This is a genomic window from Enterocloster aldenensis, from assembly GCF_003434055.1.
In the GTDB taxonomy this organism is placed as follows: Bacteria; Bacillota; Clostridia; order Lachnospirales; family Lachnospiraceae; genus Enterocloster; species Enterocloster aldenensis.
In genome coordinates this window covers 86,421-100,584 of the sequence record NZ_QVEX01000015.1, presented here as the reverse complement: position 1 = coordinate 100,584, position 14,164 = coordinate 86,421, and the positions used below count along the sequence as shown (strand labels likewise).

Here is a 14,164-nt window from a genome sequence, read left to right as displayed (position 1 = left end):
AAAACGGATAGGGCATCAGACAGGGCCTGATGACAGAACAGGAGGGCGGTATCATGATCATACTGAAAAAACTGAACGGGGAAGCCTTTGTGCTGAACTGTGACCTGATTGAAACAATTATGGAGAATCCTGATACCACCATACTCCTGACCAATGGAAAGCACATGATTGTAAGGGAATCCAAGGAGGAAGTGGTAAGTAAGGTAGTGGAGTTCCGCAGGGAGGCATTCCGTGGGATCATTGACCAGATAAAGGGCTGAGCATACGGGCAGAGTGATAAAAGTGGAGAAAAGGAAGTAGGGTTATGGATTTCTTGTCAATTCTAGGTTTTATATTAGCGGTGGGACTTGTGGGGTTTGGTATGACCTTTGATCAGGAGGCCATGAAACTGGTCTTTACCAATATCAAGGCGTTTGTGGATGTGCCGAGTATGGCCATTACCATTGGAGGGACCATCGGGGTCATGATGATATCATTTCCGGCAGGGGCCTTCAGGAAGATTGGCAGCCATCTGAAAATCATTGTAAGGCCCTATGCCTTTAATCCGGCGCAGTCCATAAGCCAGATTGTAGGCCTGGCCACTGAGGCCCGGATGAAAGGGCTTTTATCCCTGGAGGATAAGCTGAATGAAATCGACGAGCCGTTCCTGCACAACAGCCTGATGCTGGTGGTGGATTCCGTGGACTCGGAGAAGGTGCGTAAGGCCATGGAGACAGAGCTGGAGCAGCTGGATGAGCGCCATGCCCTGGACCGCCGCTTCTATGAAAAGGCGGCCAGCTATGCGCCGGCCTTTGGTATGATAGGTACCTTGGTGGGCCTGATCCTCATGCTGGGCAACATGTCGGACGTGGACGCCCTGGCAAAAGGCATGGCCGTGGCGCTTATTACCACCCTGTACGGTTCCCTGCTGGCCAACATCATATTCCTGCCCATGGCCAGCAAGCTGAAGGCCAGGCATGAAGAGGAATTCCTGTGCAAGCAGCTGGTGATGGAAGGCGTGCTGGCCATCCAGGAAGGCGAGAATCCCAAGTTCATAGAGGAAAAGCTGTTCAAGCTTCTTCCGGCCAGCTATAAGAAGGCAGAAGAGGACAAGGAAAAGGACGGGCAGCGGAAAAAGGATAACAAGAAACGCGGCAGAAGAAATAAGAAAGAGATTATGGAATAGAAGGAGCTTAAACCATGGCGAAGGCACAGGAAGGCCGGGATATCCAGGCAATGACGGACGGGCAGATGTTTGAGGAACTGATAAAGATACATGCGCAGGCAGCAGGGGAAGCTATTTCATCTATTTTAAAGGCGGATATAACCATAGGGGAACCCCAGATCCAGGAGATGACGGTAAAGGAAGTGGAATACAGCATCCTGGAACCTGCCGTCTTTGTGAAAAGCTGTCTTACCTCCCAGGTGGCCGGAACCGTTGTATTGATCCTTCGGCAAAGGGACATGCAGGTGTTTTTAAACGAACTCATGGGCGTGGACGACCTTCCTGACCCGGATTTTGTGTTTGACGACGTGGCGATGAGCGCCGCGGGGGAGCTGATGAACCAGATGGCCCACGCTTCGGCTGCGGCCATGGCCCAGTACCTGGGCGATACCATGGATTTTGCGGACAGCCAGCTGGTCCTGTCAGACGGCCGCCAGAACCTGTCCCCTGTCATCGGCGACCAGCCTGATTCCAAAATCATGGTTGTTAATTATACCATGCGGATAAAGGATATGGTTGAGTCGGAATTCATTGAGTGCATATCCGCTGCTGCCATAGACAGCCTGGCGCAGGAGATTCAGGCCAAACAGGAGGCAGAGGCCAGGGCAAGGCAGGAGGAAGAAGAGGCTGCCAGGCAGGCCCGCGAGATGGAGAAAAACGTGATTGTGGGCCAGGGAGCCGGCCGGGGACAGGCCGCGCCAGCATCAGGACGGACAGCGGACGCCGCAGTGCCGGCGGGCCCTTCATGGGGCGGTAATGCAGCCGGAGCCAGGTCCGCGACCGGGCCGGACGCCATGTACAGGAGTCCGGCCATAAACGGCAACCTGGGGCTTATCATGGATGTGCCCCTTAACGTGTCAGTGGAAATCGGCAAGACAAGGCGCAGGCTTAAGGATGTGCTGAATTTCAACAACGGAACCGTGGTGGAGCTGGATAAACAGGCTGACGCGCCTGTGGACATCATTGTCAACGGACAGCTGATTGCCAGGGGGGAAGTGGTTGTGATTGACGATAACTTCGGGGTACGCATCACTGAGATAGTAAATACAAGAAGCATTATTGGAAATGGTGAATAAAGTTGAAACGGTTTAATATCCTTGTAACAGCGGGAATCATCGGAATCATTTTCCTGATACTGATTCCCCTGCCCACACCCATACTGGACTTTTTATTTATACTGAACATAACATTGTCCTTGCTGATCCTTGTGATGACCATGTATATAAGGGAGACCCTGGAGTTTTCCGTGTTTCCTTCCCTGCTGCTGGTTACGACCCTGTTCAGGCTGGGGCTTAATATATCATCCACCAGGAAAATCCTCTTTGACAACGGTTATGCAGGGCAGGTGGTCAAGACCTTCGGACAGTTTGTCATCCGTGGCAATGTGGTCATTGGCTTTATTATTTTCTTAATCATTGTCCTGGTGCAGTTCATTGTAATCACAAAAGGTTCGGAGCGTGTGGCAGAGGTTGCTGCAAGGTTTACCCTGGACGCCATGCCCGGTAAGCAGATGGCCATTGACGCTGACCTGAACAGCGGCCTTATTGACGAACAGCAGGCCAAGGAACGGCGTTCCAAAATCCAGAGGGAAGCGGATTTCTTCGGTTCCATGGACGGCGCCACCAAGTTTGTCAAGGGAGATGCCATCATTTCCATCATCATTACGTTCATCAACTTTGTGGGCGGCGTTATCGTCGGCATCATGAACAGCCAGGGAAGCATGCAGGACATCATGCAGATTTATACCACCTCCACCATTGGGGACGGGCTGGTATCCCAGATCCCGGCCCTGCTCATATCGGTGGCAACAGGTATGATCGTAACCCGCTCCGCGTCGGAGAACAGCCTGAGCGAGGACCTGACACAGCAGTTCCTGGCCCAGCCAAGGGTGCTGATGACAGCGGGCGGCGCTGCCGCGTGTCTATGCCTGATTCCCGGATTTCCGGTGCCGCAGATACTGATGATATCCGCAGGCCTTGCAGGCGGGGGATATTACCTGTATAAACGCCAGCAGGACATGATGGCGGACACCGTGGAAGAGTTTGTGGAAACAGAAGTCACCAGCGAGGCATCTTATTACAAAAACATTGAAAATGTATATGGGCTTTTAAATGTAGAACAGATAGAAATGGAGTTTGGCTACAGCCTGATTCCGTTGGCGGACGAGAGCAACGGCGGCAATTTCATTGACCGGGTGGTCATGTTCCGCAAGCAGATGGCGCTGGACATGGGATTTGTCATTCCCTCTGTGAGGATTAAGGACAGCGGGCAGCTTAACCCCAACCAGTACAGCATCCTGTTAAAGGGTGAGGAGGTGGCCAGAGGGGATATCCTGATGGACCATTACCTGGCCCTGCCTCCAGGGGCGGATACGGATGATGTGCCTGGAATCGACACCATTGACCCGGCCTTCCACATTCCCGCCAAATGGATCAGCGAGGACAGGAAGATACAGGCCGAGCTGGCAGGATATACCCTGATTGACCCCACCTCCGTGGTGATTACCCATCTTTCCGAGGTGGTGAAGGAGCACCTGCATGAGCTTCTTAACCGGCAGGAGGTAAACAACCTCCTGGAGACACTGAAAAAGACCAACAGCAGCATTGTGGAGGACACCATACCGTCCATCATCACGGTGGGCGGTCTCCAGAAGGTATTGGCAAATCTTTTGCGGGAGGGGATTCCCATCCGCGACATGGAGACCATTGTGGAAACGCTCAGCGATTACGCGGGCCAGGTCAAGGACACGGATATGCTGACCGAGTATGTGCGCCAGGCATTAAAGCGCACCATCTCCCGCAGGTTCTCAGAGGCAGGGCAGATGAAGGTCATCAGCCTGGACGACAAGATAGAGAACATGATCATGTCCTCGGTCAAGAAGATGGACACGGGTTCCTATCTGGCCCTGGAGCCCGCTGCAATCCAGAGCATCGTGTCATCAGCCACAGCGGAGATCAACAAGATTAAGGACCTGGTAAATGTCCCGATCATACTCACCTCCCCGGTGGTACGGATTTATTTTAAAAAGCTCATTGACCAGTTCTGCCCCAATGTGGCGGTGGTATCCTTCAGTGAGATTGACAACAACATACAGATACAGGCATTGGGAAGCATTTCCCTGAGTTAGGAATGGCAGCAGAGGTAACAGGTTATGCAGATGGAACAGACAGACCATGAGGAAATGACCCGGGTCCTGGAGGCATACAGGAAAAACGGCAGCCAGGAGCTGAGGAATAAGCTGGTCCTACATTATCTCCCCATTGTAAGGTCCGCTGCAGTACAGATGCGGACCATGGCCGGGAGCCTTCTGGAACAGGAGGACCTGACGGACCAGGGGGTGCTGGCGCTGATGGAATGTCTGGACCGCTATGACCCCGGCAAAGGGGCCAGGTTTGAGACATACGCATTTGTGCGCGTGCGCGGGGCCATGATTGATTATATACGGAGCCAGGACTGGGTACCCCACCGGGCAAGAAATTTCCAGAAAAAGGTAGAAGCGGCGTTTTCCATCCTGTCCCATGAAAAAATGGGGGAGCCGGATGTGAAGGATGTGGCCGGGTACCTTGACATGCCCGTTGAAAAGGTGGAAAACCATATAAAATACATGAACCACGCATCCGTGCTTTCTTTTGAAGCAGTGCTGCAGGATATGACTGCCATATTTGCAAAAGGGGAGCTGGAGGCAGGGGACATGGATGGCAGGCCCGAGGAAAGCCTTTTTTACAGGGAGATGATGGAAATGCTCACGGCTGCCATTGATGACCTGGGGGAAAAGGAACGGCTTGTGATTACACTGTACTATTATGAGGAACTAAAATATTCAGAGATTGCAGAGGTCATGGGCATCGGACAGTCACGTGTATGCCAGATACATACCAAGGCAATCAGGAAGCTGAAAAGCAGTCTGGAAGAATATATGAGGGGATAAGGATATGTTTTCAGGATTTTATACAGCTGCCTCCGGCATGCTGATGAACCAGCGGTCACTGGACATGGCGGCCAATAACATCGCCAATGTAAAGACCAGCGGCTATAAGCCCAAACGCCTGGTGAAAACCACGTTCAATGAACAGCTGGTGCGCCAGATGAACGGTCAGACCCAAGGGCTGGGCCAGGGTTCCACCATCTCCATCGGGACAAAGGAGATGACCACCCATGGCCAGGCGCCGGTGGTGGATACGGGGCAGACCTATGACCTGGCGATTAACGGGGACGGATTTTTCGTCATCCAGGGCACGGACGGCCAGTACCTGACACGCAACGGACATTTTACAAGGGACGAGGAAGGGAACCTGATACTTCCCGGCGTTGGCCAGGTAATGGGGGACGGCGGCCCTGTGTATGTGGATGAGGGCGGGTTCCGGGTCGGCGCGGACGGGATTATCTATGACAATGAGGACGGGGAGCTGGACCAGATACAGATTGTGGAGCCGGATGATTATGACAGCCTGATCTTTTATGACAACGGCACCTATGGGGCAGGGGGAGGCGTGGCCCTTACCCAGGTCTATCCCACGGTCTGCCAGGGAAAACTGGAGCAGTCAGGCGTGAACCTGAACAATGAGATGACCAGGGCCATGGAGGTGCAGAGGGCGTTCCAGTCATGCGGCAAGGCCCTTACCATCATAGACCAGATGAACCAGAAGACAGCCAACGATATAGGGAAGCTGTAGGGGGATATAAGATGAATATTTCATATTACACAGCGGTCTCAGCCATGAATGCGTTTCAGCAGGATCTGGATGTGACTGCCAATAACATGGCAAATGTGGGGACCAATGGATACAAGTCCATGCGCAGTGATTTTAACGACCTGCTGTACACCCAGATGGATATGAGGCCAGAGGCCCAGGTGGGACACGGCGTGAAGAACAACGGACCGGGGACCGCCTTTGGGCAGGGGATTTTCCGCAAGACCGGGCGGGCCCTGGATTTTGCCGTGTCCGGCAAGGCATTTTTTGCCATCCGGACCAGCGAGGATGAGGAGGAACCGGCTTACACAAGGGACGGGGCCTTCCAGATATCTTCCACCGAAGACGGCAATTATCTGACCACCAGCGACGGAAGTTATGTGCTGGACTGGGACGGCGAGCCCATTGAACTGGAGTACAAGGCAGCAAAAGACAGCAGGGGGGATGACACGGGGGAACTGGACCTGGATTCCATAGCGGGCCGGCTTGGCCTCTTTGTGTGCGAGAACCCGGAAGGGCTTATCCACGCAGGGTCCAACCTGTTCCGCTCCGGCCAGACCTCCGGGGAATGGATGTCCATAGAGGATCTGGACGAGGACCAGGAGAAAAGCGCGGTCATGACCAGAACCCTTGAAATGTCCAATGCGGACATGTCCACGGAAATGGTCAACCTGATGCAGACCCAGCGTGCGTTCCAGCTTAACAGCAGGATTGTAAGCACTGCGGACCAGATGGAAGAGATGATTAATAACTTAAGGTAGTGACATCAGCAGATTGTGCTAAAAGGGGGTGCCCATGAACGAAAAAAGTCTGATTTACAGCTTGTTATCTAAATTTCTTGATGATGATCAGGAGGATGGGATTCCGGAACACGCGGGAGAGGATGAACGGGAAGGATTACGGACACAGGGGCAGCCCCATGACAATAAGGACAGGGCGGAGGATGGGCTGGCAGGACCAGGCAGTACCCAGGACAGCAGGAACCGGGAAGGCTGGGAACCGGGCGGCAGGAACCTGGACAGTGACCACCGGGTGGAAACCGTGGAGGACTGGAATGAGGCTGAGGTAAGGCGGAGGGAGCAGATGGAACGGGAGCTTCTGGGAAAGGAGCAGACCGGGGCGGATGGTCAGGACGGGTATGGCCAGGATTCATATGGCCAGGGCGGATATGGCCAGGGCGGATATGGCCAGGATACGTATGGCCAGGATGGATACGGCCAGGACAGATATGGTAAGGAAATGTATGGCCGCGGTGAGGATGCGCCGGCCGAGGAAACAGACCAGGATGCCTGGGTGGAGCTGATTGTGGCGGATGACAGGATGAGCGTCTCCATGATGGTGCACGGTCCCCGGGGAGGCGGACAGGATGTATCCAGGGCAATGATACATGACGCCCTGGAACAGAAGGGCATATGTTATGGCGTGGACGAGGAGAAAATAGGGACCATTGTCAGTGAAAGGCAGTACCTGCAGATGGCGGTCATTGCAAATGGGATGCCTGCAAGGAATGGGGAAGATGGCCGGATAAAGGATTATTTCCCCAGGAAGGCCCAGATAAAGTATGCTTCCAAGGGCAATGGAGGCATTGATTTTAAAAGCATGAACCTGATACACAATGTCCAGAAAGGGGATGTGGTATGCGATATCACCATGCCCACGGAGCCAGAGGACGGCGTGGATGTGTACGGTGAGCCTGTGCGGGGAAAGAACGGCACCATGCCGCCCATCCCCCAGGGAAGGAATATCGTATATAACCCGGAGCGGGATAAACTGGTTGCGGCATGTGAGGGCAACCTGACCTTCCGTTCCGGCCGGTTCAATGTGGAGAATATATTCTCCGTGTCCGGCAATGTGGACAACAGCGTGGGCAATATTGAATTTACAGGCAGTGTTGTGATCCGCGGGGACGTGCTGGAGGGATACCGGGTGATTGCCAAGGGCGACATCACGGTGATGGGAATCGTGGAAGGCGCTTACCTGAAGGCGGGCGGGGACATCCTGCTGCACAAAGGGATGCGGGGAATGAAAAGCGGCGTCCTGGAGGCGGACGGGGATATCACGGCCAAGTTCCTGGAGGACTGCAGCATTTACGCAAAAAATAACATACAGGCAGAGTACATCATCAATTCAGAGGTGTCCTGCGGCCATGACCTGACACTGTTGGGAAAACGCGGCGCGTTCATCGGAGGGAACTGTTCGGTTTATAACTGTATGAATGTAAAGGCCGTGGGTGCGCCCAGCCATATCACGACCTCGGTTACCCTGGGCCTGACTCCCCAGCTGATGGAGGAGATGGAGGCAGTGGGAAAGGAAATGCTCCTGCTGTCCAGGAAACTGACCGGGCTTAATAAGGATATATCATATCTTAACGGCAAGCTTAAGGAGGGCAGTATCACGCCGGCCCAGCGCGACCGTCTGGCAAAGCTTAAGCTGGAAGCCCCCATCAATTCGCTGAAGGAAAAGAAGCTGAAGCAGCAGGGCGCTGAACTGTCCCGGAAACTGCGTGAGGTTGGCAGGTCGAGGCTTACGGCAAGGGAGGTTTATCCCGGAAGTGTCATCAACATTGGGGATTGTAAGATGAGCATCACTAAAAAGGAGGATAATTGCACCTTCTACTATCTTGACGGGGAAATCAGGAAAGGAATTCGCTAATGGCAGACATCTTACGGGTGACTTCTCCGGTCATCAACAAGAATATCATACAGCCGGATAAGGCGCTGAAAGACCCATCAGTCCCCTTTGACATGCAGGAAATCCGGCATATCACCAAAAATCCCGAGGGCAGCGGCCTTCTGGGAAACCATAATGTGCTGGAGAGGGAAGCCGGGGCAGCTACCCTGATGAACCTGTTAAAGGATCCGGCTGTAACGGTCAACTACCTGAAGAATATATATATGCTGGAGGAAATCATCAGCCTCCTGCCTGTGAACAACAATACGGTGACCCAGGAAATAAGACAGCTTTTTGACGCGCTTTTAATCCAGCCCGAACACATTGTAGACGAATTGGTGGACCAGGAATACGCGTCCACGCTGTTTAAGGGGGAACTGTTTGACTTCCTGAGGAATCTGCTTGGGAATAAGCCGGAGCTGCGGATGGAGACAGCGGAGCTTTTAAAGGCAATGAACGGCAGTATATCCAGGCAGGACGTGCTGGACTCCGTTGCCAACAGCCTGGAGTACCTGTCAGAGCAGCTGGCCGGCAGCCGGACGCTGTCTGACCGGTTTGCCCGGCTGGCAGTCCGGGTCAGGGATGCCCAGGGAGGACAGGGGTTCGAGGAACTTAAAACAGAAGTGCAACAGGCATTAAGGGAGCTGGAGCAAAGCGTTCTCTACTCTCCCCAGACAGCCAGGGTCCTGCCCAATATCCTCTATAATATGTCCAGGTACCAGGACAATGACGCCTATCTCCAGGAAGCCCTGCTGAACCTCCTGATCCACGTGGACAACCGGGAGGATAAGGCGCGTCTCAGGGAAATGGTCCGGGATTACATAGAAAGTTTCCGGACGCCGGAGCGTCAGATGAACCGTTCGCGGATTATGGACACCCTGGCGGAAATCATTGCCAAGCAGGACAGGGAAACGCCTATGAACAGCCTGAACGGGGATAAGATTGATAAAATCATCACCAGCCTGCTGTCCTCGCCCTGCAATTACACGCCGCTGCTGCATTTTGTGATTCCGGTGGATTATCAGGGCATGAAGGCATTTTCCGAACTGTGGATTGACCCAAAGGATGAAGGCCAAAAAGGCGGAAGGGACAGCGCCGGGGATTCCGGCAGGACAGACCATGTCCATGTGCTCATAACCTTTGATATACCTGGAATCGGGCAGATGGAGGCGGAGTTCATGATGGCGGGCAGGGAACTGGGGTTCCATCTGTATTGCCCTGAGTCATATGCGGGCATATTTGAAGCGCTGGTGCCGGAATTCAGGAGCATCATGGAGGAGCATGGATACCGTGCAATGGACATAGAGGTGGAGCGCATGGACCATGTGCGTTCCCTGATGGAGGTATTTAAGAACCTGCCATTTAAAAGGACGGGTGTGGATGTCAAAATATAAGAAGAACAAGGCGGTCGCCTTAAAATACAATGCGGAGGAAGACACGTCCCCTGTGGTGATTGCCTCAGGTTATGGGACGGTTGCCGAGCACATCATAGACATTGCCGAGAAAAAGGGGATTCCTGTGTTCAAGGATGACAGCGCGGCTTCCCTGCTCTGCATGCTGGATGTGGGAGCCAATATCCCGGTGGAACTGTACGAGGTGGTTGCGGCCATTTACTGCAGGCTGATAGAAACCTCGGCTCAGATAAAAGGGGTGGAGAAAGCAGCCGCAGCCGCAAAGCCGGCGCAGCAGGGAGCAGGGAGCGGACGGCTGAGACGGAATCTGGTGTCCGGCCGGGATAAGAATCAGGAGTAATGGAGTATCGCCGGGCATGTGGTTAAGGACATGTTGCGGATAGCGGCATGGATGTAATGGCGTAGTGGAAGCAGAATGGATGGAACAGCATAGTGGCAGCAACATGATGAAAACAGGGGGGTGGGTATATTGGTTGATTTAGCGGATGGGTATGTGGGCTCATCATGTGTAATCAAAGCAAAGAACAATGACCTGATCAGTATGGGTGTCCTGCACCGCATCGGAAAGAATTTCGTGGATGTGGGCAGTTCACGCAACGAACTGCCGGGTATTCCATATAATCTTCTGATAAAGCTGGAAATATACAATACCCAGCTTGGGTTTAAGGTGCTTATTGGACGGCTTTACCTGTCTTCGCCAAAACTGGCCAGGATAATTGATTTAAACGAGGCTACCAATGACGAGAGACGGGAGTATTTCCGTATCAGTACAAGAGATATAGGCATCATCTATAACTGTATGCGCGGGGATGATGTGCTGGACATGGAAGAGGAACCAAAGGACGTCAATGGGATTAAGGTCCAGCTGGTGGATATCAGCCTGGGCGGCCTGATGTTCAGGAGCAGGGAAGAATTCAAGGTCAATGACCGCTTTAATATCGTGATACCCGCCATGGGGGACTCCATGCTGTACACCTGCGAGGTGCGCAGACAGGTACAGCGGCCGGAAGGCGATTACGGCTATGGATGCGAGTTCATGGAGATGGCTACCAGGCAGGAGGATTTGCTGTACCGGTATATACTGCGCAGGCAGGGGGACCAGCTCAGGCGCATCCGGTAGCGGGATGAGGCGGATGGGTGACGGGGCTGGCAGGATTGGATGTGGCTGGAAAACGGATGCTGCAGGATACTGCCAGGTAATCCCGAATAATGCCAGATATTGCCAGACAATGCAGGTAACGGACATCAGCGAAGTTATGTTTAGGAGGATGCAGGGACATGGCCCAGAGAAAATCACAGGACCGGCGGATGGTCAGGAACAGGCGGGTGATGATTTATACCTTCCTGATAATCCTGACCCTGTTTTATATATCGGCACACCGGAAGCTGGAATGGGAGCGGGCGTTAGACATGGCGGAGGCGGCGGGTTCCGGAAATGTGGCTGCGGCGGATTTTGCGGGAGCAGGGGAGAATCCTGAAGCGGATGGGAAAGGTACGGTTGTGGATGACCGGGGTACTGGAAAAGGGCATGGGCCGGAAAACGGTATGGAGGGTGAGCGTGCAGATGGCAGGCTGCTTTTAAGCGGACAGACAAATGAAGAAGCGGATTACACCGGTGGAATGGCTGGCACAGAAGAACTGTTCATCAGCCAGGATGATATGTGGTGCCTGATACTTACAAACGCAGAGTACCCGGTACCTGAGGATTATGAGGTGGGGTTAAAAACCATTCCGGGAACCGAACAGTCTGTGGATGAGCGGATTTATGAACCGCTGATGCAGATGCTGGAAGATATGAAAGCACAGGGGTTGTCGCCTGTCGTGTGCTCCGGCTACAGGACATTGGACAAACAGGAGAAACTGTTTAACAGAAAGGTACAGTCTTATGTGAGAAGCGGCCATACAAAAGAAGAATCATATATTCTTGCAAGGCAGACCATATCCATCCCGGGGTCAGGAGAACACTGCCTGGGCCTGGCGGTTGATTTTTATACGAAGAAGTATCATAAGCTTGAAAAGGCATTTGAGGACACGCCGGAGGGCAGATGGCTGATGGAACACGCCCAGGATTATGGTTTTATCATGAGGTATGGGGAAAACAAGACGGATATCACCGGAATTGAATATGAGCCGTGGCATTACCGCTATGTGGGCGTGGAGGCTGCCAGGTATATAAAAGAGCATGGCCTGTCGCTGGAAGAATTTTATATTGAACAAAGTCTATATGGATAAAGTGCACAGAAATCAGCAATGATTTTTGTGCACTTTTTTGGTGAATAAACAGGAAGGGGCGTACGATATATATTACAGAGCGGAAGGGATGGTATGTTCCGGAAACTTGGTCCAGTGTCAGACAGGGCCCGTCCGGCATTGGGAAACAGTATGAAACGAGGGAAAAGGAATTCCCGGAAAATTATAATTACATGGAGGTAATTAGTATGAGGATCCAACACAATATCATGGCACTGAATTCCAGCAGACAGCTGGGCGTGAACAACAGCGCGGTATCTAAGTCACTTGAGAAACTGTCATCTGGTTACAGAATTAACCGTGCAGGTGATGATGCAGCTGGTCTGGCTATTTCTGAGAAGATGAGAGCACAGATTAAAGGTCTGACAGCAGCAAGCGATAACTCCCAGGATGCGATTTCCCTGGTACAGACGGCTGAAGGCGGACTGCAGGAAGTTCATTCCATGCTGAACCGTATGCAGGAACTGGCTACCAAGTCTGCAAATGGTACTTATACGGACGATGTGGACAGAAGAGCGTTGCAGGATGAAGTTAGTGCCTTGAAAGATGAGATTAACCGTATCGCAGATAGTACTAATTTTAATGGGATTAAGTTGTTAGATGGTTCTATGGGGAATGGTACCACAGGTGTAGAGGTAACAAGTACAAAGAATACAGCAGCGGATGCCGGTAACTTTACTGGGGCAGTTAATTTCACTGTTTCTGGGTTAGAAGCAGGAAAGACAATAACCATAAATACTGTAAAGAAAGGTGATGGTTCCAGCGTAACAGCAGACGCAAGTGGTAATATTACACTGTCTTTAGATGCAACTGCTGGTAAAAAGTATACCCAAGCCGATATTGATAAACTTATCAGGGATGCTACACTTCCTGCATCTGCAAGTGGTCTGAAAATCAGTATTGATAAAGACATTGAAATTGGTACAACTGATGGTACAACTACTGTTGAGCAAGTAGCGGCTACTGCAGTTGCTAAAGCTGAGAATGCATCTAGAAAGGCAACTACAACAGGTGGTGTTGATGTTACTATAGCTTCAGGTACGGCAGGTAACGATGGTAGGACGATTGGCTTTAATGGTACTACCAGCGGTGTGGAGATTACTGCTTCAAATGGAAATGTATTAGTAGGTTTAGACCAAACAAAGTCGTATACAGCAAATGATGTGAATGCTATTCTTGCAAAAGCTGGTGCTAATATGACGGTGGCATTCGATGGAAGTATCAGTGGTGCAGATTTAGCTACAATTACTCCGGCTGCGTTGACCGGTGGTAAAGGCCTTGCTAGTGGCGGTGGATTAAATTTGCAGATTGGTGATACGAATGACTCCTGGAATCAATTAGATTTATCAATTTCTGATATGCATGTAAACGCTCTTGGTATAGGAAGTCTTGATATCGGATCCAGAGAAGGAGCATCCGCAGCCATCAGCAAAATCACCGACGCCATCAACCAGGTATCAACCAGCCGTGGTAAACTGGGCGCTATCCAGAACCGCCTTGAGCACACCATTAACAATCTGGGTGTTACGACAGAGAACATCACAGCTGCTGAGTCCCGCATCCGTGACGTAGACATGGCAAAAGAGATGATGGAATTCACAAAGAACAGCGTTCTGATGCAGTCTGCCCAGGCTATGCTGGCACAGGCTAACCAGCAGCCACAGTCAGTATTACAGTTATTACAGTAAGCTATAGGTTGAATACGTAGGATTTGATAGAAAAGTTTTATAAGAGAGGCATTGCATAATGGCGGGTAGTGATTACCGGCCAGGAGGCAATGCCTCCTTTTTCTCCATTTTAGGTTTTTTACAACCGTGAAATTCTATATTGCTTTTCTGCCCCTTCTATTTCCAAGGCAGTGTGTTGGGGGAGGCGGTGGATTGTGCGGCGGAAGAATGTATACGCGATGGTATCCTGTCGGAGCTTTTGTCAACACA

Annotated in this window: 13 protein-coding genes; all 13 read left to right on the top strand. The window is 52.0% G+C overall.

Annotated features, from left to right (window positions below; genetic code table 11):
• Window positions 1–53: 53 nt before the first annotated feature.
• Window positions 54–260: a flagellar FlbD family protein gene (locus DWX59_RS22420; RefSeq protein ID WP_117561632.1), complete on the top strand. Its 207-nt coding sequence runs from the start codon at window positions 54–56 to the stop codon at window positions 258–260.
• Between the two features lie 44 nt (window positions 261–304).
• Window positions 305–1,165, top strand: a complete 861-nt coding sequence (locus tag DWX59_RS22415) for a motility protein A (protein ID WP_117561630.1) — start codon at window positions 305–307, stop codon at window positions 1,163–1,165.
• A gap of 14 nt (window positions 1,166–1,179) precedes the next feature.
• The gene (fliN, locus tag DWX59_RS22410; RefSeq protein ID WP_117561627.1) at window positions 1,180–2,280 is read left to right on the top strand and encodes a flagellar motor switch protein FliN; all 1,101 of its coding nucleotides are present in this window, start codon (window positions 1,180–1,182) and stop codon (window positions 2,278–2,280) included.
• Window positions 2,281–2,282: 2 nt separating this feature from the next.
• Window positions 2,283–4,331, top strand: coding sequence for a flagellar biosynthesis protein FlhA (flhA, locus tag DWX59_RS22405; RefSeq protein ID WP_117561625.1), 2,049 nt, complete (start codon window positions 2,283–2,285; stop codon window positions 4,329–4,331).
• 24 nt (window positions 4,332–4,355) lie between these two features.
• Complete coding sequence (locus tag DWX59_RS22400) at window positions 4,356–5,132, top strand: sigma-70 family RNA polymerase sigma factor (protein ID WP_117561622.1); 777 nt, start codon at window positions 4,356–4,358, stop codon at window positions 5,130–5,132.
• Window positions 5,133–5,136: 4 nt separating this feature from the next.
• Window positions 5,137–5,877: a flagellar hook-basal body protein gene (locus DWX59_RS22395; RefSeq protein ID WP_117561619.1), complete on the top strand. Its 741-nt coding sequence runs from the start codon at window positions 5,137–5,139 to the stop codon at window positions 5,875–5,877.
• An 11-nt stretch (window positions 5,878–5,888) separates the two neighbouring features.
• The gene (locus tag DWX59_RS22390) at window positions 5,889–6,656 is read left to right on the top strand and encodes a flagellar hook-basal body protein (RefSeq protein WP_117561617.1); all 768 of its coding nucleotides are present in this window, start codon (window positions 5,889–5,891) and stop codon (window positions 6,654–6,656) included.
• A 34-nt stretch (window positions 6,657–6,690) separates the two neighbouring features.
• On the top strand, window positions 6,691–8,547 hold the full coding sequence (locus tag DWX59_RS22385; protein ID WP_117561614.1) for a flagellar assembly protein A: 1,857 nt from the start codon (window positions 6,691–6,693) through the stop codon (window positions 8,545–8,547).
• Window positions 8,547–9,959: an antitoxin gene (locus DWX59_RS22380; protein ID WP_117561612.1), complete on the top strand. Its 1,413-nt coding sequence runs from the start codon at window positions 8,547–8,549 to the stop codon at window positions 9,957–9,959. The genes DWX59_RS22385 and DWX59_RS22380 overlap by 1 nt, the downstream gene beginning before the upstream one ends.
• Window positions 9,946–10,317, top strand: a complete 372-nt coding sequence (locus tag DWX59_RS22375; protein WP_117561610.1) for an EscU/YscU/HrcU family type III secretion system export apparatus switch protein — start codon at window positions 9,946–9,948, stop codon at window positions 10,315–10,317. Before DWX59_RS22380 ends, DWX59_RS22375 begins: the two co-directional genes overlap by 14 nt.
• Window positions 10,318–10,446: 129 nt before the next feature.
• Complete coding sequence (locus DWX59_RS22370; RefSeq protein ID WP_117561607.1) at window positions 10,447–11,097, top strand: PilZ domain-containing protein; 651 nt, start codon at window positions 10,447–10,449, stop codon at window positions 11,095–11,097.
• A 158-nt stretch (window positions 11,098–11,255) separates the two neighbouring features.
• Complete coding sequence (locus DWX59_RS22365) at window positions 11,256–12,209, top strand: M15 family metallopeptidase (protein ID WP_117561604.1); 954 nt, start codon at window positions 11,256–11,258, stop codon at window positions 12,207–12,209.
• 206 nt (window positions 12,210–12,415) lie between these two features.
• Window positions 12,416–13,915 carry a flagellin N-terminal helical domain-containing protein gene (locus DWX59_RS22360; RefSeq protein WP_117561602.1) on the top strand — a complete coding sequence of 500 codons (1,500 nt, stop codon included), beginning with the start codon at window positions 12,416–12,418 and terminating at the stop codon, window positions 13,913–13,915.
• The last annotated feature ends 249 nt before the right edge of the window (window positions 13,916–14,164 follow it).